The organism is Stutzerimonas stutzeri SDM-LAC (genome assembly GCF_000235745.1).
GTDB lineage: Bacteria > Pseudomonadota > Gammaproteobacteria > Pseudomonadales > Pseudomonadaceae > Stutzerimonas > Stutzerimonas stutzeri_H.
The window spans coordinates 25,508-45,776 of sequence record NZ_AGSX01000131.1; the positions used below are offsets into that span (position 1 = coordinate 25,508).

General features: G+C 57.4%; 16 protein-coding genes. 5 read left to right on the forward strand and 11 right to left on the reverse strand.

Annotated elements, in window-relative coordinates:
* Positions 1–343: 343 nt before the first annotated feature.
* The 9 genes from PSTU_RS0113810 to PSTU_RS0113850 form a co-directional block, all read right to left on the reverse strand.
* A complete protein-coding gene (locus PSTU_RS0113810) occupies positions 344–1,264 on the reverse strand; it encodes a GDP-mannose 4,6-dehydratase (protein ID WP_019341615.1) in 921 nt (306 codons plus the stop codon).
* Between the two features lie 276 nt (positions 1,265–1,540).
* Positions 1,541–2,572, reverse strand: a complete 1,032-nt coding sequence (gene gmd, locus PSTU_RS0113815; RefSeq protein ID WP_019341616.1) for a GDP-mannose 4,6-dehydratase — start codon at positions 2,570–2,572, stop codon at positions 1,541–1,543.
* A 160-nt stretch (positions 2,573–2,732) separates the two neighbouring features.
* A complete protein-coding gene (locus PSTU_RS0113820; protein ID WP_029404788.1) occupies positions 2,733–3,494 on the reverse strand; it encodes a WecB/TagA/CpsF family glycosyltransferase in 762 nt (253 codons plus the stop codon).
* Positions 3,484–4,368: a glycosyltransferase family 2 protein gene (locus PSTU_RS0113825; protein ID WP_019341618.1), complete on the reverse strand. Its 885-nt coding sequence runs from the start codon at positions 4,366–4,368 to the stop codon at positions 3,484–3,486. The genes PSTU_RS0113820 and PSTU_RS0113825 overlap by 11 nt, the downstream gene beginning before the upstream one ends.
* Positions 4,328–5,584, reverse strand: a complete 1,257-nt coding sequence (locus tag PSTU_RS0113830; protein ID WP_019341619.1) for a hypothetical protein — start codon at positions 5,582–5,584, stop codon at positions 4,328–4,330. The genes PSTU_RS0113825 and PSTU_RS0113830 overlap by 41 nt, the downstream gene beginning before the upstream one ends.
* Positions 5,585–5,940: 356 nt before the next feature.
* Positions 5,941–6,999 carry a glycoside hydrolase family 5 protein gene (locus PSTU_RS0113835; protein ID WP_029404789.1) on the reverse strand — a complete coding sequence of 353 codons (1,059 nt, stop codon included), beginning with the start codon at positions 6,997–6,999 and terminating at the stop codon, positions 5,941–5,943.
* Between the two features lie 169 nt (positions 7,000–7,168).
* Positions 7,169–9,379 (reverse strand): polysaccharide biosynthesis tyrosine autokinase, encoded by a 2,211-nt coding sequence (locus tag PSTU_RS0113840; protein WP_019341621.1) that lies wholly within the window; start codon positions 9,377–9,379, stop codon positions 7,169–7,171.
* A 15-nt stretch (positions 9,380–9,394) separates the two neighbouring features.
* The gene (locus PSTU_RS0113845) at positions 9,395–9,832 is read right to left on the reverse strand and encodes a low molecular weight protein-tyrosine-phosphatase (protein WP_019341622.1); all 438 of its coding nucleotides are present in this window, start codon (positions 9,830–9,832) and stop codon (positions 9,395–9,397) included.
* Between the two features lie 158 nt (positions 9,833–9,990).
* Positions 9,991–11,427, reverse strand: coding sequence for an undecaprenyl-phosphate glucose phosphotransferase (locus PSTU_RS0113850; protein ID WP_019341623.1), 1,437 nt, complete (start codon positions 11,425–11,427; stop codon positions 9,991–9,993).
* Between the two features lie 376 nt (positions 11,428–11,803).
* On the opposite strand from PSTU_RS0113850, the gene yegS reads away from it, so the two are divergent.
* The 3 genes from yegS (at position 11,804) to PSTU_RS0113865 (ending at position 14,620) form a co-directional block, all read left to right on the forward strand.
* Positions 11,804–12,733 carry a lipid kinase YegS gene (gene yegS / locus PSTU_RS0113855; protein ID WP_019341624.1) on the forward strand — a complete coding sequence of 310 codons (930 nt, stop codon included), beginning with the start codon at positions 11,804–11,806 and terminating at the stop codon, positions 12,731–12,733.
* A gap of 124 nt (positions 12,734–12,857) precedes the next feature.
* Complete coding sequence (locus PSTU_RS0113860; RefSeq protein WP_019341625.1) at positions 12,858–13,790, forward strand: chemotaxis protein CheV; 933 nt, start codon at positions 12,858–12,860, stop codon at positions 13,788–13,790.
* 26 nt (positions 13,791–13,816) lie between these two features.
* Positions 13,817–14,620, forward strand: coding sequence for an MOSC domain-containing protein (locus PSTU_RS0113865; protein WP_019341626.1), 804 nt, complete (start codon positions 13,817–13,819; stop codon positions 14,618–14,620).
* Between the two features lie 106 nt (positions 14,621–14,726).
* On the opposite strand, the gene PSTU_RS0113870 is transcribed toward PSTU_RS0113865, so the two are convergent.
* Positions 14,727–16,658 carry a transglycosylase SLT domain-containing protein gene (locus PSTU_RS0113870; protein WP_019341627.1) on the reverse strand — a complete coding sequence of 644 codons (1,932 nt, stop codon included), beginning with the start codon at positions 16,656–16,658 and terminating at the stop codon, positions 14,727–14,729.
* A 274-nt stretch (positions 16,659–16,932) separates the two neighbouring features.
* Here PSTU_RS0113870 and PSTU_RS0113875 point away from each other — a divergent pair, with 274 nt between their 5' ends.
* Both PSTU_RS0113875 and PSTU_RS0113880 read left to right on the forward strand, forming a co-directional pair.
* Positions 16,933–18,840 carry an ATP-binding cassette domain-containing protein gene (locus PSTU_RS0113875; protein ID WP_019341628.1) on the forward strand — a complete coding sequence of 636 codons (1,908 nt, stop codon included), beginning with the start codon at positions 16,933–16,935 and terminating at the stop codon, positions 18,838–18,840.
* A 130-nt stretch (positions 18,841–18,970) separates the two neighbouring features.
* Positions 18,971–19,663, forward strand: coding sequence for a DUF6901 family protein (locus PSTU_RS0113880; RefSeq protein ID WP_019341629.1), 693 nt, complete (start codon positions 18,971–18,973; stop codon positions 19,661–19,663).
* Between the two features lie 31 nt (positions 19,664–19,694).
* Here the strand turns inward: PSTU_RS0113880 and PSTU_RS0113885 are convergent, their stop codons facing one another.
* The gene (locus tag PSTU_RS0113885; RefSeq protein ID WP_019341630.1) at positions 19,695–20,135 is read right to left on the reverse strand and encodes a universal stress protein; all 441 of its coding nucleotides are present in this window, start codon (positions 20,133–20,135) and stop codon (positions 19,695–19,697) included.
* Positions 20,136–20,269 lie beyond the last annotated feature (134 nt).

Below are 20,269 nucleotides of genomic sequence, written 5' to 3' on the forward strand. Positions count from 1 at the left end.
AGGTTCCGCTCAACCTTTGTCTAGCGCCTTCCTCGGATGGAAAACCGACGCTGCGTTGCTCACAGTAGCCATAGACCGCTCCGTTTCTCTGCGGTTCACGGTGATGTGCATAAATGCGGCGGTAACGCAAAGCTTGCCGATGCAGGTCGAATTAGGAGGTAGCGATGACAAGCGATCTGCGGTTTGAGCCCGGGTTCTGATCGTTGACAGCTATCAATCAACGCTTCGTGAACGCAGCAGACCGTGGGCAACGCCAGGCCTGCGCTCATTGCTCCAGTGCCAGCAAAAGCGCGTATCGCCATGGCTTGAGGTGTCTACTTCGCTACGTGCAACGAACGTCGGGTCATGCATCGGTTGAAGAGGCGTGCTCGATCATCCAGCGCAGCGTGTCCTTCAATTCGATCCGGGACATGTCGCCGATCAGTGAATCCAGTTTGGCTCGGCTACCGAACAGGTTCTTCACATCGGCGCTGCGCACGAAGGCCGGATTGACCCTGACCTCCATACGATGGCCAGAGATAGCCGCTGCCTGCTCGAGGACATACTCCAGCGTATAGGCAGACCCAGAGCAGATATTGACGGTCTGGCCAATCGCGGCGGGGGTTTCAAGCAGGCGTCGATAGGCTTGGGCGACGTGACGGACATCGCAGAAATCACGGGCGATGTCCAAATTGCCGAGCTCTATCACCGCGGCCCTTCGACGCGTGTGCATCACGATTTTCGGGATGAGGAATTGCTCTGCCTGGCCAACTCCCGTGTAGTTGAACGGACGGCTGATTATCAGCGGCAAGCGATCCTGGTACAGCCTCGCGACGAACTCCATGGCGGCTTTGCTCACGGCATAATCATTCGCCGGAGCAAAGGGCGATGATTCATCGAGGACACCTTCGGTAGCGTTCCCATAGACGTTTGCACTGCTGGCGAGCAGCACGCCTTCGAGCTCGGTTGCAGTGGTGCGTAACGCTTCCAGCAGGTGGCGAGTGCCGAGCAGATTGGCGGTGTAGATTGCGTCCGCATCGCTGTGGGCGACGAACGAGACCGCCGCCAGATGGACGACGTAGGTTGGGCGTATTTCTGCCAGCAGGGTTCGTAGCAGCTCTGCATTGTTCAACGAACAGCAATGGACAGCTGAGAGAGCCGCAGGCAGCTCGCCGACGGGCTGGCGATAGCTGAGGCCATGAACCTCGTAGCCGCAGGCTGCGAGCTCTTCTGCCATATAGCGGCCGGTAAAACCGGTGGCGCCGGTAATCAGCACTTTGCGCATGATCTTCCCGATAGGATGAATTCCAGTTTAGACGGCGATGCAAAGCCCAGATATAGGTGCGAGACATGGCGTTCCGATGACTGCCGACGGCCAGTTCGACGATCAGTGCCGTAACCCCAGTGCGTACTCGGTGTTCCAAAGGCACCTGTCTCGACCGCTGGAGCCACCAAGACCGCTCTGAACTAATGCACCGGCTGGCTCTCCGGCATGGTTACCCCCGTGGAGTAACCGGACGCAGATGCCGGAACGAGAGCGGCCGTCGCCAGCCGATGGCGTCTAGAATGAAAAACCCTGCTGATTGCGGCGCATATCGGCGTCCACCATCATGCGGCACAATTGCTCCAGTGTGGTTTTCGGCTCCCAGCCCAATACGTCCTTGGCCTTTTGCGGGTCGCCGATCAGCAGGTCGACCTCCGCTGGGCGATAGAATTTCGGGTTGACCCGCACAACCACCTTACCGGTTGCTGCGTCGATGGCTTGTTCCTGCTCACCGGAACCTTCCCATTGGAGTTCGACATCAACTGCCTTGAACGCCAATGTCACGAAATCGCGCACGGTTTCGGTGCGGTTGGTCGCTAGCACGAACACGCCGGGCTCGTCGGCCTGCAGCATGCGCCACATGCCTTCGACATATTCCTTGGCAAAACCCCAATCACGCTTCGCGTCGATGTTGCCCAGTTCCAAGACGTCGAGCTTGCCCAACTTGATCTTGGCTACCGAATCGGTAATTTTCCGAGTCACGAACTCGCGCCCACGCAGTGGCGATTCGTGATTGAACAGAATGCCGCTGCAGCCGAATATGCCGTATGACTCGCGGTAGTTGATGGTCATCCAGTGTGCATACAGCTTGGCGACGCCGTAGGGGCTGCGTGGGTAGAACGGTGTGGTTTCGGATTGTGGAATGGCCTGCACCTGGCCGAACATTTCCGAGGTCGAGGCCTGGTAGAAGCGGATCTTCGGATTGACGATGCGAATTGCTTCCAGCAGGTTCACAGCACCTGCACCGGTAATATCAAGGGTAGTCAGCGGCTGCTCGAAGGAAACACCCACGAAGCTCTGTGCGGCGAGGTTGTACACCTCTGTCGCGCCAGTGCTCTGCAGCAGGCGAATGCTGGACGACAAGTCAGTCAGGTCGTACTCGACAAGATTCAGGTTGGGATGCTTGTCGATACCCAACTCTTCAATTCGCCAGAAATTGACCGAACTGGTGCGACGAAACGTGCCGTAGACGGTATAGCCTTTTTCCAGCAGAAGTTCTGCCAAGTAGGCGCCGTCTTGTCCTGTGATACCCGTGATAATCGCTTTCATTTTCTTCCCTGTTCGAAGGATAGGTTTCTAAATGCTCTTGCTTCGCTCCTGCCTGGCACAGGGCACTGAAGCGCAGCGAAGTGCTTCGGTAAGCTTCACTGACTATCGAGCGCCGCGTACCGGTGCCCGGTAGTTCCGGAAGATGACGTTCGATATCTGTTCAAGATTCCTGTTTGGCTGGGCTGGCTTTCTGCCTGGCGCTTTTTTCCCGCAGGAAGGCAGGCACGATATACACCGCATCTGCCCAATAGCGTTTGGCCAGCCTGCGGGGCTCCATGCACATGCGATGCAGCCATTCGAGTTTGTATTCGCGCATCCACTTTGGGGCTCGCTTAATCGTACCCGTCGCAAACGAAATGGAGGCGCCGATACTGAAACCCATACCGGTGCGCTCATACGGTTGTGTCGCTGCAGCCAGGACCTCACCGCGTGGCGTACCCACCGCGTACAGAACCAATTCCGACGGATTTTCGCGAACGAATTGCAAGCAACGCTGCACTTCTTCCGGCTTTTTTATAAAGCCCATCGGTGGGTTGTAGTGATACAGAGAGATGCCGGGATAAAGCGCTCTGAGTTTGTCGGCTTCGGATTTCGCTGAACCGATCAGGACAATTCGCAGCCGGTCCCGGTCTGCCCATTTGAGCAGGTCGAGCGTTAGATCGCTGCCGGGAATAGCTTCATCCAGATGGACGCCCAGACGACTTAACAGCGACACCAGGATGCGGCTGTCACACAGTCTCCAGCGCGCCTTGAAATAAGCGTCACGCAGCTGTTCGTCATGTTCCAGTTGAACGAGATGGTCAACATTCGGCGTCACCACAAACGAATAGGGTTGCTTGACTCCCTCGCGTATGCAGGTCAATAAAGTCTTCTTATTGCCGGAATAGAAATCTATTCCGAACGCAGTAGTATCACTCGACACTCATTGCTACTCCCTTGAAGGCGCCCTTGATACCTGACCAGGCGAGGGTGGGATTTTTGTATTCCTTGATGGTTGTAACAGCCGAAAGCAGAAACGCGGAGACGACAGCGAATGCCGGGCCGTAGAAACGCTTGTTGAAACGGGTAGCTGCACGGTTGCGGTAGTAGTGATAAAACGCCGAGCGATTGCCCAGACTGAGTGAACCGTAGTGATAGAGGCGACTTTCAGCGATCACGCTCGTTGAAATACCAAAGCGTCTCGCACGGTATTGCCAATCCACCTCTTCGAAATACATGAAGTAATCTTCATCCATCAAACCGATTTCTTCAGTCAAAGCGGCCGAAAAAGCCAGGCTGCAGCCCATGATGTAATCAGGCGTGTGTTGTGGATTTTGCCGCTGAGAGGCTTCGATGCTCTGATCTTTTCCGAGTAGTCGAGCCTTGCCTAGGATCGGGTAGAGCTTGCCGCCGCCGTAGCACTCCAGGCGACCTGTATCGGCACTCAATACGAGCGAGCCGACGAACTGACGGTCGTTGCGCTGCAATGCCGCCAACAACGGTGAGAAGGCATCACTGTCTACATAAGTATCGTTATTGATAACCCAGAAATACTCGGGTTGCAGATGCTCCATGGCCCAGCGCAACCCATAATTGTTGCCGCCTGCATAACCGCTGTTTTCTGGATTACAAAGCAGCGTCACATTTGAATAAGCTTTTTCATCGCGCCAATTTTGAAGGGCGATGGCTGAGCCGTCCTGCGAATCATTGTCGATGATGACGATATGGCCAATCGTCGCGCAATATTCGAGCAGGCTTTCAGCGCAGCTGATCGTTTCAGTAGCAGCTTTGTAGTTGAGAATAAGTGCGACGTTCATGTACTCGTTCCTTGCTGCGAAGATGGCGTGCCCGTAGAGCATGTAGTACGAAAAGCATACAAATAACTGGTTGCGTATATTCGAACAGGCCGTTAAGTGGCCATATCACAAAGAAGGCCAGCATCACCGCATAGGTGAACTCCATATCCGCGTTAATGCTGCGGGCAATCCGCCGATAGATGAACAGCGTCAGCGGAACCAGAAGGAAAGTTAGAAAACCGAAACGGAACAGTGTGCCAATGATGCCGATATCGGAAAGAAAGAAGTGTTCGCCGAAGTAGGGAATGAAACCGTCCTGCCACATCAGCGACAGGGACCCGCTGGGGAGCCAGTTAACCAGGCTCAAATGGCTGAACACGGATGCGATCGTATGCGGCCGCACCCCATCCTCGAGGTCACCGTCCAGACTGTTCTCGTAAAACTCGACGTTCAGACCGAGGACGTCGAGTAGTTCCGGATAAAAAAACAGCGGTGACAACAACACGCAAAGAGAGGCGGCCCAGATAATGGCCTTGGCCCGCAGCGAAAACAATGTGAATGCCAGGCATAGCACGATCAATTGGCGAGTCTGCGTTGCGAACACCAAGGTCAGCAACAGTAGGGCTGCGATAACGAGATAAAATACTCGCTGCCGTTCTTCGCCATTGATTGGCGACTTGCCTCTTGCCCAGACCTGAATGCAATAGAAATACGCAAAACAGATCAGAAACGGCCCTATGGACGAACGGTCCGGGCGGTCCCATGAGGTTTGCTCCTCACGCAAATCCGGAACCAGCCCAAACTTGAAACCCCAGGACAGGGCTATAGCGATCAATGCGGCGTAGATTAATGCATGCTCGAACTGGCGCGTGCTGACGTACTTGGTGAGCAATAGCAGCGGTACGAAACCGAATGTAAAAAGAATTCGGCGCTCTTCGATCAAACCGTAAGTGATGGGCTGGCCAAAGGTATAAAACGAAAAGATCGCCGGTAGTATGGTGAATACGAAAACGCTGTAAAACGCGTAATACATCAGGATGCGGAACTCTCTGGATGATTCTTCAGTACTGGCAAGAATCAACAGAAGCGAGAATCCCAAGCTTACAGCCAGATAGGCTTCGTTCAAAAACTTGAAGCCGATCGGGTTGTGCGTACTGTCCCCGAACACCGAAAAGTGCAGGACAATCGCCAGCACGGTCAACGGCAAAAAGAAAAATTTTGAGCTGATGTTTGTCATCACCTGAGTCCTTAGGTGCATTCCATTCCAGATTAACTACGTCGCAACAAACTCAAGCTTTAGCATTGCCATATCGTTGCCTTCGGTGCGTCGTCACTCTGTGAATCGCTGACCGCCTAAGCGCCTTAATCAATCCGAATCCGGTAATGAGCCTGTAAAGAACCGGTTTCGATAGCCGCTAGGTCATTTGAGTTCCGCACGCATTAAGCCGCTCGATGGATGGTCAAATTTGGACAAGCAACTGCGGGCAGGGTTGCGTAAATTTTTCGGGTTTCGCTGAAATCTTTCCGAACAGCTTCACATTGTTGAGTAGGGGCGATGCCGACAGCTGCAGCCAGCGAGGCAAAGGAGCCTTTTCAACGTTGCTGCTTAGGGCCGTATTCCGTGCAGCTATTGGAAATGTGCTTTTGCAGAAGCTCCATCTGAGGTCTGTCCTTTCCATCGACGGGTTCGACAGCCAACACGTATTTGCCCCAGCCCGGACCGCCAGCCCAGTAAGCGCTTGGCATGCAGTTTTCGTTGAGGTAGTCGAGGAGGTTGTCCATGGCGACCAGCATTGACTCTGAGTGCCCAGGTACACCGTACTCGCCGAGGAAACCCTTCAGGTTGTTTTCCTTTAGCCATTCGACGAACGGGCGAACGCGCTCAACGCCCAACATTGGATCGACCACTTCGTCTTTTGCATAACGCCCTGAAAAATCCTTATCGAGGTATAGGTGGCCCTCGTAAATTATCTTGTCTGCGGGATCGTTGATAAGAAAGTCTTCATTGACGTAACGCCAGTGAAAGGTGCTCGCCCAGCGATCGCCTTCGACGAAGATCAAACTGTCCATGTCCACTTGGCGGATGGCGTCGACGGCCGCCTGGGCCGCAGCGGGCCACAGCCCGTCAGTGGAGTGGGGCTCGTTCATGATGTCGTAGCCCAACAGCGCGGGATGGTCTTTGAATTCCTTTGCAAGCTTGCGCCAGACAGTTGCGTAGGCTTCGTAAGGCACCTGCGGTGATCCGATCAACTTGCCTTTGTAGCGGGCGTAGTTGTGCATATCCAGGATAACCTGCTGGTCATGTTTGGCGGCGAAGTCGAGGGTTCGCCGGAGTAGCCGCATTTGATCGAAATTGACGCCCTTATATAGATCATGTTGCAGGCGTTCCCAGATGAACGGAAACCGAATCAGGCGAATATTCTTGCTTGCATAATATTCGAAGTACTTTTCTTCCGGATAAAAGTAGTTCGTGCCGACTTTGCCTGGTGTGATGTGCGGAGCGAAGTTCGCACCCGACATATTGATGCCAATCAAGTCGATGCCTGTGTGTTCGCTGGGCTGAGCTTGTACAAGCGACGCGCAGCCGGCCAGGGTCAAACTGACTACAAGCCTTGCAGTGCGAAACAGCAGAGAAAGGGGGCGACGTTCCATGATGACCATTATCTCCTAAGGATCGCTGTCAACTCGGCGGCTTATTTGATATTCAGCCGGTTGCATAATGCGAACCGCTCCCCTGTGTTATCGGGAGAACGGCTCGGTTAGCAGCATGGGGTGATTTGCAGAGTGAAAAGTGTGTTGATACTTACAAGCCAAGCACACGTTACTTGCTCTGGTACTCGTACTGGTAATAACCGTACTCGCTATAAGTTGACGCCTTGCGTATGACGGCATTGAAGATAACGCCCTTGACCAAGAGCCCGTTCTGCTCAAGGCGTCGTTTGGCGAACTCGATTTCCTTCACGCCGTTCAGTCCGTAGCGCGTCACCATTAGGGTGGTGCCGGCCTGGCTGCCGACCAGTGCGGCGTCGGTTACGGCCAGGATCGGTGGAGTATCGAAAATGACCAGGTCGTACATGCCGCTGATCTCTTTGACGAAGCGCGAGAAGTTCTCGTGCATCAGCAGCTCCGATGGGTTTGGCGGTAGCTGGCCGTGGGTGATCACATGCAGATTGTTCAGCTGGGTTTTCTGAATGGCATCGAACAGTGTGATTCGGCCTGACAGGATGTCGGAGAGGCCTTTCTCACCCTGGCAGCGCATGACCTTGTGCAGATAGCCTTTGCGCATGTCGGCGTCGATCAGCAGCACCTTCTTGCCAGACTGCGCGATGACGGCCGCAAGGTTGCTGGTCACGAATGACTTGCCCACTGCTGGGCTTGGTCCAGTGATCATGAGGATGTTGTTTTTTGCTTCGATCATCGCGAAGTGCAAGCTGGTACGCAGGCTGCGCATCGCTTCGGTCGCAAGGTCGGCTGGATCATTGATCGAAAGCAGATACGAAGCGCTGCTCTTGTCCCGCTTGAAATTGGCCAGACGTTTTTCCAGTAATCCCTGCTTCTCGCTGAACGGAATCGCTGCGTACACAGGGATACCTACGCGCTCGATCTCTTCAGGATTTTCGACGCCACGCTTCAGTGCTTCACGAACATATACGAAGGCGACTGCAAGAATTCCGCCAAGCAGCGTAGCGACAATGACGATCAACGGCTTGTTGGGTTTGATCGGCTCGTCGATATCGGCCGCAGCGTGGTCAACGATACGAACGTTGCCCACTGTCCCCGCACGGATGATATCCAGCTCCTGCGTCTTGTTCAGCAGCATCGAGTAGGTATCGGAGGACACCTCGACATCGCGGTTCAGGCGCAACAGCTCCTGCTGAGTGGACGGCAGGGTGCCAATCTGCTTCTCCAGTTCAGCTTTTTGCGCTTGCAACTGATTGATCTGGTTCATCAGCGCCTGGAAATTAGGATGCTGACGGGTGAACCGGCTCTCCATCTCGGTGCGCTTGAGGTTCTGCTCGGAAATCTGGCTTTCCAGGTCCACGATACGGTCGAGTACCGACTGGGTTTCCGCGGAGATGTCCACCGAGCGGTTGCCGGTTTGGAATTCGTTCAGTGCTGTTTGAGCGGCATCGAGCTTCTGGCGGACCTCAGGTACCTGCTCGCTCAGGAATTCAAGGCTTTGGGTCGCTTCGGCCGCATTGCGCGCAATGTTCTGATCGACGTAGCGCTGGGCCACGGCCTCAAGCACCTTGACCGCTTTTTCTGGATCGGTGCCCTCGAGCGTCACATTGAGGATGCCCGACTGCTTGCCGCGCTCACCGGCGTTCAGGCGATTCTGGTACTCCTCTGTGGTGGCATAGGTGCGGTTCTTGATCACGGTAAACGTAGTGCCTGGCCGTGCATTCATCTCCGCCACGGTGATGCCGTAATCCTGGGTCTCGATCGGCTCGCCGATGACGCCTTGAACGACCACTTCGCCATCGGTGTCACGCAGGATGAAGCCGTTGTTTTCGGCAGCTTCCAGCGTCAGTTCCTCGCCATGCATCTTGTCCGGCACGATCAGCTGCGTGACTCGCAGCGACTCGCCGCCCCAGGCGTAGGATTCGAAACCTTCCGGATACCAGCCCAGCTCACCTTCCTCAGTGGGCTCGAATCGACGAAAGATATAACCGCCGATCACAGGGAAATGATGAGGCTCGATGATGATGTCAAGGTTCAGGTCCTGGACCGCTCCGCCGACCACCGAGCGCGACTTGAGCAGGGCGATCTCGGTCTGGGCCGGCGAAACGGCTGGCGCGGTGCCGACCACATCGGTGAGGCTGGGCAGGCCGCCTTTCGGCTGGATTTGAATCATTGCGCTGGCCAGGTACACCGGCGTCGCGAGCAGGGCGTAGGCAACACCCAGCGCGGCGAAAAACCCCGTGATGGTGAGTATCAGCGCGCGATTGTTGAGAAACGTGTCAAAGAGGTGGGCCAAGTCAATGTCTTTGGCCTCTTTTGTTTCATAGATGGGTCGGGGCATGGTGGTCATTGAAGTTCCTTCTTCTTATTTCAGGTAAGGAAGCCAGCTTTCGACGGACTGGGTCAGAAGGCTGTGAACATGTTCGAATGCGGGCTTGGACTGGCGGTAGGGATCAGGGATTTCCGTATCGTCCAGCCATTTACCCAGCAGGAAGGTCTTGCCATGTACTTCGGGTGCAATCTGACGAATGTGGTGGATGTGGCTCTGCTCCATCACAAGGATCAGGTCTGCGCGATGCAGCATCTCGCTATCGACCTGACGCGCACGGTGGGCCGTATGTTCTATTCCGTGGTCGTTAAGCACCTCATGTGCAGTCTTGTCCATTGGGTTGCCTACTAAGGCACCTATGCCTGCCGAACTGATCGTCAGGCCTTTGTTCTCGAGTTTGTGGGTTAACAACGCTTCGGCTGCGGGGCTTCTGCAGATGTTGCCCACACAGACGATCAATATGTTCTGGAACATTCGCTCAGCCTCGTAGCCCGCGTTTCGTGGGCGAACAGGTGTGCCTGTTGCAGAACGCAAATCTGATATTGGCTCGCTTCATTAGTTCAATCTTCCTGCTGCGCTCGCGCATGAATGTGGCTTGGTGCCCGGTTGGAGCTGGTCAATGCGTGTGGCAGTCAGTAAACATCCTTGTTGAGCAGCAGGGCGGGGATGGTTCGGGCCAGGATGTAGATGTCGAACCAGACCGACCAGCGCTCGATGTAGTCGAGGTCGTACTCGACGCGCTTCTCGATCTTCTCCACGGTGTCGGTCTCGCCACGGTAGCCATTGATCTGCGCCCAGCCGGTGATGCCCGGCTTGACGCGGTGGCGTGCGGAGTATTCCGATACGGCGTCCTCGAACAGCACGCCTGCGGCCTTGGTCGCGGTTGCATGGGGGCGAGGGCCGACCATGGACATGCTGCCGAGGAACACGTTGAGCAACTGTGGCAGCTCGTCGAGGCTGGTTTTGCGAATGAAACGACCCACTCGGGTGATGCGGTCATCGTTGCGCGTTGTTTGCCGTTCGGCATTGGCATCTGACTTGGCGTGGTACATCGAGCGGAACTTGAACACTTCGATCAGTCGGTTGTTGTAGCCGTAGCGCTTCTGTTTAAACAACACCGGACCGGGTGAATCGAGCTTGATTGCCAACGCAAGCAGCAGCATGACCGGGGCGGCGGCCAGCAGCGCCAGGCTGGAGAGCGTGATGTCTTCGATGCGCTTGAACATCGGTGACCAGCCACGTAGCGGCAGGTCGGAGGCAATCAGCGTCGGCAGCCCGCCCACTTCGGTGATGCGCTTGTTCGCATGGCGGAAGGCGACCATGTCCGGCACCAGCAAGACGTTGACCGGAAGTCTGCGCAACTCATTGATCAGCTGGCCGATACGGCTGTCTGCAAACCAGGGCAGGGCAACCAGCACCTGGGTCACCTTTTCCTCGCGGATCATCTGCTCCAGATCGCGCGTGTTGCCCAACAGCGGCAGATCCGCCAGGGTGTTCGGGAGTCGCTCGAGGCGGTCATCGATAAAGCCGAGCACGCCCGTGCGGATATCGCGGTGATGAGCCAGATACTCGGCAACCCGTACACCGTTGTCGGTACCGCCAAGGATGACTGCATTCTGCAGATACACGCCTTTTGCCATCAGGCGGCGGAACAGCGCCAGCATCATCAGTCGCTCGGCGCCGAACAGGATGCCACTGGCAATGAACCAGAAGGTCAGGTGTTTGGCTTCCAGGTAGCCGAACATGCCCAGGCCCTGGTGCATGAAGATCATCAGGCTGAAAGCCGCGGCCCAGGCGACCATCATGGTGCGAAAACGTAGCAGTGTGCTGAACACTTCCTCGCTATAGATGCCGACCGACTGGAAGATCACGACGCTGATTACGCCGAAGAACATCAGGAAGGTGCTGAATGTGCCTCCGCCTGCCGGTAGGTCGAGGGGCAGGAACAGCAACAACAGAACGCCCGGCAGTACTGCGGTCAGCCCGTGGATCAGACGGATGCTGGCAAGAAAGTAATCTACGAAACTGGGGTGGGCGTACTCAAGGGTTCCAACGGACTGTAAGCGCATACAAGGCTCCTTCCTATGGCTATTGCTAGCTCAATACTCGTTTTGATCGCCGCGATCCGCGGTTCTGATGGCAGGCCGCTATCGCAACCTTTACCTGGACAAGTGCTCGGACCGCCTTGCGGGAAATGAGTTCACAGAAACCATGGAAAGACCCGATCGCTCCGAAAGGATTAAATGCCTCTCGCAAGTGATTGATATGTAAATAATAAATCGGTTATGGCGGGTTTCCGGCAGGGTGTTCCATCGCTGTTCGCTGACCGATGGTCAGCGTTTTGCCTGGGCGACTTAAGTCGGTGCACGCTTTGCTTTTTCACAACTTTATGCGGTGGGAACAGGTCTATCTCGCATATCGAAACGGACGACGGGAACCATTGGTATGAATGAGCCTAAGGCGCTGCTCGTCCTTCACGGGAAGCAAGGACTCAACGAAGAACTGAGGGAGGCCGTTACCGAATGGCGTCAGCTGGGTAATGAACTGGCCGTGCGGGTGACATGGGAGCCGGGAGACACCGCGCGCCTGGTCGGCGAAGCGCTGGCCGCAGGTTATCGGACACTGGTCTCGGGTGGCGGTGACGGGACCTTGCGGGAGATGGTTCAGGCCCTGCTCGACAACGGCTCTGACGCAAGCCTGGCGGTGTTACCGCTGGGCACCGCTAATGATTTCGCCACTGCGGCTGAAATCCCGCTGGCACCTTTCGATGCGCTCACGCTGCTCAATCGGGAGCCCGTTTGGGTCGACGTCGGGGACATGAACGGTGAGCTGTTCATGAACATGGCGACGGGTGGCTTTGGCTCCAAAGTGACCGCCACCACTTCATCGGAATTGAAACGGGTTTTGGGCGGAAGCGCATACCTGCTGACCGGGTTGTCGCGCTTCAGTGAGTTGCGCGCCACCTGGGGGCGCTTCGTGGCGCCCGATTTCACCTGGGAGGGGGAGTTTCTGGCGCTGGGCATCGGTAATGGCCGTCAGTCCGGTGGCGGCCAGCTGCTTTGCCCACAGGCCTCGATCGATGACGGCTTGCTCGACATCTGCATCGTTCCGGCACCGCCCGATACGGTCGGCACACTCGGTACTTTGCTGAGTGGCGGCTTGCTTGGCATCGACACTGTCTCGGTCAAAGCCCGCGCGCCATGGTTCGAAGTGGAGGCGCCAGAAGAAATCAGCATTAATCTCGATGGCGAGCCGCTCGCGGCAAAGCACATGCGTTTTTCCGTAAAGCGTCGGGCGCTGCGACTGCATCTTCCAGTGGATAGCCCTCTACTACGAGAGGAACCACTGATCGAAGACGATGATTCACCCATCTGACCCTTTACGGCTCCGTGCACAGACACGCATGAAAACGGGTCGATAAATTCTGTTGATGCTGGATAAAGCCCGGACATTTGCGGCCGATAACTCCTCAGTCCCTTATTCGCCAAAGGAGCCTGCAATGGCCGGCATTCTAGAGTCAGTCGATCAACGCACCCGATTGGTGGGGCAGAACCGCCTGGAAATTCTCATGTTCCGTCTTTCGGGGCGGCAGCAGTTCGCGATAAACGTGTTCAAGGTGCAGGAAGTCGTGCAGCTGCCAAAGATGACGCTGATGCCGCACCGCCATGGTTCTGTATGCGGCGTGGTCAATCTGCGCGGACAGACGCTGCCGGTCATCGACCTGTCGCGCGCGATAGGTTTGCGTCCTCTGGTGCCGGATGAGCGCAGTACCATCATCGTGACCGAATACAACCGATCGATTCAGGCATTTTTGGTCGGCGGCGTGGATCGCATCCTCAACCTTAACTGGGAAGAGGTGTTACCGCCGCCGACTACTGCGGGACGTCAGCATTACCTCACGGCGATTACCAAGGTCGAGGACAAGCTGGTTGAAGTCATCGATGTGGAAAAGGTCCTCGCCGAGATCGTGCCCTACAACACCAGCATCGCACCGGAGCGTTTGGCCGATCCGGTGCTCGAGCGTGCCAGGGGCCGTGAAGTGCTATGTGTCGACGACTCGACCGTAGCCTTGGCGCAACTGCGTGAAACCCTGAGCCAGCTGGGAATTACCGTTCACTCAGCCAGCGATGGCATGAAGGGGCTGAACAGACTCAAAGCCTGGGCCGACAGCGGCGAGGTGCTCACCGAGCGTCTGCTCATGGTGTTCACCGATGCCGAAATGCCTGAGATGGACGGCTACCGGCTCACCACCGAGATCCGCAACGATCCGCGTCTGCGTGATCTTTACGTGGTGTTGCATACCTCGCTTTCCGGTAGCTTCAACCTGGCGATGGTGCAGAAAGTTGGCTGTGACAACTTCCTTTCCAAGTTCCAGCCGGAGAAACTGGTGGATGTCGTCCGCGAGCGCTTGTTGCTGGACGAAACACGCTGACCTGACCCATCGCTCGAGGGCCCCGTATGCACCTTGCCTCGTTGTACCGTTTTCCACTCAAGTCCGGTTCGGCTGAGTCACTGGAACAGGGGCGATGTGACGAACTGGGTCTGTCTGGCGACCGGCGCTGGATGGTAGTGGACGCCGCGACCGGGAAATTCCTGACCCAACGCATACTGCCCCGCATGGCGTTGCTGGACGCCCGCTGGCAAGGCGACGCCGAGCTGCTGTTGACGGCGCCGGGGATGGAGGCGTTGGCGGTCTCGGTCCCGGAGGAGGGTGGCATTGAGCGAGGCGTGCTTATCTGGCGTGAAAGTCTGCAGGTGCCCGATGCGGGCGACGCTGCGGCTGAGTGGCTTACACGCTTGCTTGAGCGTCCGTGTCGGTTGGTGCATCTGCCCACGTCGCGGGCCATCCAGATCGATCAGGACTATGCTCGGCCGGGCGAGCGCACGGCGTTCAGCGATGGATTTCCGTTTCTGCTGATCGGTCAGCGGTCACTCGATGATCTCTCGGCGCGCGTTGGACGATTGTTCGACGCTCGTCGGTTTCGGCCGAATCTGGTGATCGCCGGGGCGGCGCCGTACGCCGAGGATGGCTGGCGGCGAATTCGCATTGGTGATCTTGCGTTCCGCGTGGTCAAGCCCTGCTCACGCTGCATCATCCCGACCATCGATCCGCTGAGCGGCGAACGGAACCTTGATCGCGAGCCGCTGGCGACGCTGATGAACTACCGCAAGGGCGACGGTGGCGTGTTCTTCGGACAGAACCTCATCGCCGAAGGCACTGGTTTGTTGCAGGTCGGCATGCCGGTCGAAGTGCTCGAATAGGCCCAGCCAGGGCGCCACTGACGCCCATGAAATAACGCTACGGCTAAGCCTGGGCCGATTTGGTGGCGGCGGCACCGCGCATGCGGCCGTCAGGCCGGATACGCGTTTATCGCTGGTTATCGAAGTAGCGCTCGTGCCATTCCACCAGTGGCTGCGGTGAATTGAGCTTTTGCCCGTAGATGACCGAATAGGTCAGTACGTTTTGCACGTACTGGCGGGTTTCATCGAACGGGATGTTCTCGACCCATACGTCAAACGGAAGGTGTTCCGCATTCTTCAGCCACTGGCGGACCCGCCCAGGACCTGCGTTATAAGCGGCTGAGGCTAGCACCCGGTTGCCGTTGAACTGACCGTAGATCTGGCTGAGATAGGCAGCGCCCAGCTGAATGTTGACGCTGGGATTGAGCACTTGCTTAGGCGACGACAACGGAATATCGAAGCGCCTCGCGGTTTCTTTCGCGGTGGCCGGCATTAGTTGCATCAGACCTGTGGCGCCCACGTGAGAGCGAGCATCGGCCATGAATGCGCTTTCCTGGCGAGTGATCGCAAATATCCAGCTCGGGTGGATTTCACGCGCTTTTGCGGCTTTCACCAGGCTGCTGCGATGAGCCATGGGGAAACGGATGTCCAGGTCGTCCCAGTACTTCGCCTGACTGATGGTGCGGATGGCCGGGAAGTACCATTCCATTTCGTACGCCAGTCGCGCCTGGGCAACCAGTTCGTCGCGGCTGAACAACCGGCTGGCGTGATACCACTCGCGGCGCCCATCGACGATCTGCCCGCGCGCATGGAATTCCATGGCACGGCGAATGCCCGCGGTATTACGAACCTTCTGCACCAGTTCCGGGTCAAGCGCGAGGGGTTGATGGTTGAGTTTGTAGGGCGCCTGGATACGGTCTGCCGACAGGAAGCCGTAAAAGTCGCGTTCCCCCGCGACCGGCTGGTAGAGCTGGGCGGCTTGCTTGTCGTTGGGTCTGGCCAGCTCCAGGCTGCGAGCTTTCCAGTACCGCCAGCGATTGCTGTTTGCCAGCTCCTCGGGGAATCGCTGAGTCAGCGCATAGACGTCGTCCCAGCGGCCGAGGCGGAGCAACAGACGAGCCCGCCATTCGCTAACCGTGTCATCGCGTAGCTCGGGGTCGTATTCGGCCATGATTTTCAGCGCGCGGGGATCGAACCGCTTGGCCAACGTCAGGCCGATCTGGCGGGCAATGGAAACCTTTTCTTCCGCCGAGAACGACATCCGCCTGGAGTAACTGTCCAGCAACCCAAGCGCTTGCTCCGGTTTGGTACGGGCCAGCCGGCGCAAGCCGATCGAGACGATATCACCCATGGCCTCGGTAGCTGGGGAGAACCGCTCAGGGTGGCTCAGCAATTGCGGTTTCTGCGCAACGTCGATTAGCAGTTCACCCTGAGCTTTCAGCGTTGGCAGGCTTTTGACCAGGAACTTGGCCAGCCCATAGTTGCCACTTTCGACGGCCAGTTTGGTGCGCTTCCAGCGCAGGTTCTCGGTAAGTTGACCTGCGTCTTCCCAGCGCTCGAACAAGGCATCGCAGGCGTTGTGCTGGGATTTGCCAACCAGCCAGAGCTTTTCAGCCGTGGCATAGCCCTGGTCTTTCCGACCGCTGATGAGCTGGTACTGACCATACAGGCAGTCAAGCTCGGTGAAGTTCATCTTTGGGTCGTAGTGGGCGACAAAGGGACGCCAGTCGCCGCGCGCAGCCAGCAGTCGCAGCCAGCGCAGCTTCATCCAGCTCGCCTGTGGCAAATCACCGTGCTCGGCGAGAAATTTCTCCACTTCCTCGTTGCTGGCGGTTTTCAATCGTGCGGTCAGGTCGTCATAGGCCAGATAGGGTTCGAGCGGATAGTCACGCAGGGCGTTGGCATGACGCCGGTACGGCCCACTATCGCCCTTGGCCAGCGCCCGCTTGGCTTCGTCATAGAGCTGGCGCTGCTGCTGCAGGCTCGCGGCTTGAGTGGTTTCGAGGGTGACGATGGTGAAAAAAAGACACAAACAGACACTGGAGAGTCGACCGCGCATGAGACTTCCGAAAACGGGGGGTACGGGGAGTTTCTGCGGCTAGCTTAGCTTGAGCGGTCAAGCAGTTAAACGAGGATTAAGCGTTGCAAACGCTCAAAGCGAAACTTCCGACGAACGTCATGCCAATGCCTCGCCCCAGGCGGGCGCGGCTCGTTCGGATGGAGGCCGGCAGGGCGGGCGATAACCTGTCCTCAAGCAGCTTGCAGATATCCGTCACAGCCCGGCGGAGCAATGCCTTCTGTTAGAATGCGCGCCCTGTTTTCCGGAGATCGTCATGACCCTGCTCAAGTTGACCGATGTGTCCCTCGCCTATGGCAACAATCCATTACTCGATGGAGTGTCCTGGCAGATTGCGCGGGGTGAGCGGGTTTGCATCATCGGCCGTAACGGCACCGGCAAATCCAGCATGCTCAGCCTGGTCAAGGGCAGCCAGCTGCCGGATGACGGCGAAATCTGGCGAGCGCCAGGATTGAAGATTGGCGAGTTGCCGCAGGAACTGCCGGTCGCCGATGAGCGCACTGTCTTCGATGTTGTTGCCGAAGGGCTGGCCGGGGTGGGGCAGTTGCTCGCCGAATATCATCACCTGAGTCAGAACATCCACAACGAAGCCGATCTCGACAAGCTCATGCATGTCCAGCAAGCGCTCGAAGCCAAGGATGGATGGCGCCTGCAGCAATTGGTGGACAGCACCTTGAGTCGTTTGCAGTTGCCAGCGGACAAAACACTCGCCGAGCTGTCCGGCGGTTGGCGCAGACGCGTGCTGCTGGCCCAGGCGCTAGTCTCAGAGCCTGATCTGCTGTTGCTCGACGAGCCCACCAACCATCTCGATATCGGCGCTATCGCGTGGTTGGAAGAGGCGCTCAGTGGTTTCAATGGCGCAGTGCTCTTCATCACCCATGACCGGGCATTCTTGCAGAACCTGGCGACCCGAATCCTGGAGCTCGATCGTGGCCACATGATCGACTGGAACGGCGACTACTCCAGCTTCCTGGTGCACAAAGAGCAGCAATTGGCCGCCGAAGAGACAGCCAATGCGCTGTTCGACAAGAAGCTGGCACAGGAGGAGGTGTGGATTCGCCAGGGCATCAAGGCGCGGCGCACCCGCAACGAAGGACGCGTGCGGGCACTCAAGGCATTGCGTAGTGAGCGTAGCGAGCGACGTGAGCATCAGGGCAAGGCGAACATTCAGATCGATGCTGCGGAAAAGTCCGGCAAACAGGTCATCGTCGTGGAGCATGCGAGTTTTGCTCATCCCGGTGGTGAGCCGCTGATCCGAGATTTCTCGATGGTGTTGCAGCGCGGTGACCGGATCGGCTTGCTCGGCGCCAATGGCACTGGCAAGACCACGCTGCTCAAGCTGCTGTTGGGTGATCTGCAACCGACTAGCGGTACGGTGGAAGCCGGGACCAAGCTGGAAGTGGCATATTTCGACCAACTGCGTCACCAGCTGGAGCTGGAAAAAACCGTCGTCGACAACGTCGCTGAGGGTCGTGATTTCATTGCCATCGACGGCCAGAATCGACATGTGCTGAGCTACCTCGGAGATTTCCTGTTCAGCCCCCAGCGTGCACGCACGCCTGTCAAGGCGCTCTCGGGCGGCGAACGGGCACGGCTCTTGCTGGCCAAGCTGTTCAGTAAGCCCGCCAACCTGCTGGTCCTGGACGAACCCACCAACGATCTCGATGTGGAAACGCTTGAGCTGCTGGAGGAAGTTTTGCTGAATTTCCAGGGCACGGTGCTGATGGTCAGTCACGACCGGGCGTTCCTCGATAACGTGGTGACCAGCACGCTGGTATTCGAAGGTAATGGTCTGGTTCGCGAGTACGTCGGTGGCTATCAGGATTGGCTACGCCAGGGCGGTTCGGTAAAGCTGCTCGGCGTCGGCGATGCGAAGGATGGCAAGGAGAGCAAACCCGAAGCGGCGCCAGCGGCTGCGCCGATGCCCGCCGAACCCGTACCAGCGAAGAAGAAGCTGAGCTACAAGGTACAGCGCGAACTGGAGGCGCTACCGGGGAAAATCGATGCCATGGAAAAGAGCATCGCCGCGCTTCAGGAGGAAATGGCGCAGCCGACCTTCTACCAGCAGACTGCTGAGCGTACTGGCGAAGCGATAGCGAAGCTCGAAACGATGCAACAGCAGCTCGATGAGCTGCTTGAGCGTTGGGCTGAGCTGGAAGGCTGAGACGCCGGGTAGGTTTTGCTCGGCGTTCTCGAAAAAGCCGCATACAGCCTTCGGCGTATGCGGCGCGAAACGTCTAGCAAGTTGCAGGACGCCGTTAAACGAAACATCTGTCAGCACTGGACGGGCATAGATGGCAATCGAATACCGCATCATCCTCGATGATGAGCACGAGTTCAGTTACCGGATCGAACTGGACCGTGTGTTTGATCACGAGGCAGCCAGACAAGCGCCCAAGTGGACGCGTCTGGATCATCAGCAATGCAACAACTGCCCGCTGAGCCGCGACCAGTTCCGCCATTGCCCGGCGGCGGTCGACCTGCATCGAGTGATCGAAGACTTTCAGGGCCTGCCAGCCATCCGCAAGGCGCAGGTTCACGTTCGCACGCCAGAGCGGGAATACAGCAAGCTGGTGGGGCTGGAGGAGGGCTTGCGCGCATTGCTTGGCGTTATCATGGCGACCAGTGCTTGCCCGGTGCTCGGCCGGCTGAAACCCATGGCCCATCAGCACCTGCCATTCGCCAGCAATCAGGAGTTCGTGTTGCGCGCGGTATCTCTGCATCTGGCGCAGCAGTATTTCAATCTGCGCGAGGGGCGGCATGCTGACTGGGAGCTGCGCGGGCTGGTACGGTCATTTCAGCAACTGCAGCTGGTCAATCAGGCGTTCTGGCAGCGTATCCATGACACCTGCCACGGTGATTCGAATCTCAAGGCATTCCTGAGTTTTTTCTCGATGGCGTCGAGCTTGACCTATTCACTGGAAACCCAGCTGCAGAAGATCCGCCCTTTGGTGATGAGCGCCGAGGAAAACGCCGAAACGGCCTGAACTGGTTGCCGGTTCAGGCCGTTTGGAGAGCTCACTCGGGCTTTTTCAGGCGCACGGCGAGCACATCGCAAGGTGCTCCATGCAGGATGTCGTTGGAGGTGGAGCCCAGCAGCAACGCCAGGCCATGGCGACCATGGCTGCCGACCACTACCAGATCGCAGCCCTGCTCCTTGGCCAGTCGGTGAACTTCCTGGCGAGGCTGGCCGTAAGCCAGGTGACGTTGTTCCGCAGTGAGTCCGGGGTAACGGTCGGCAAACCCGGCCAAACGCTCGCGCGCCTGATCGAACTGCTGCTGCTGCAGCATGGAAAGATCCATCGGCACGTCCCCGCCGAACGCCATGGCCATCGGCTCGATGACATGGACCAGCGCCAGTTTCGCACCGCTGGCAGTCGCCAGCGCCTGAGCGCGCGCTACCACCGGATGACAATCGTCGTTCAGGTCGGTGGCGACCAGAATATGCTGGTAGATCATGTTGAATCTCCTGAAATGTCGGTTGCTACAAGTATGGCTTCTCGGCGCGCGGTGTGGGTAAGGACGCGTTTTTTTTCAGGGTTTATACGGCGTTGGATGCGTAATGGCCAGCGTGCAGCGCATCAGGTCACTAG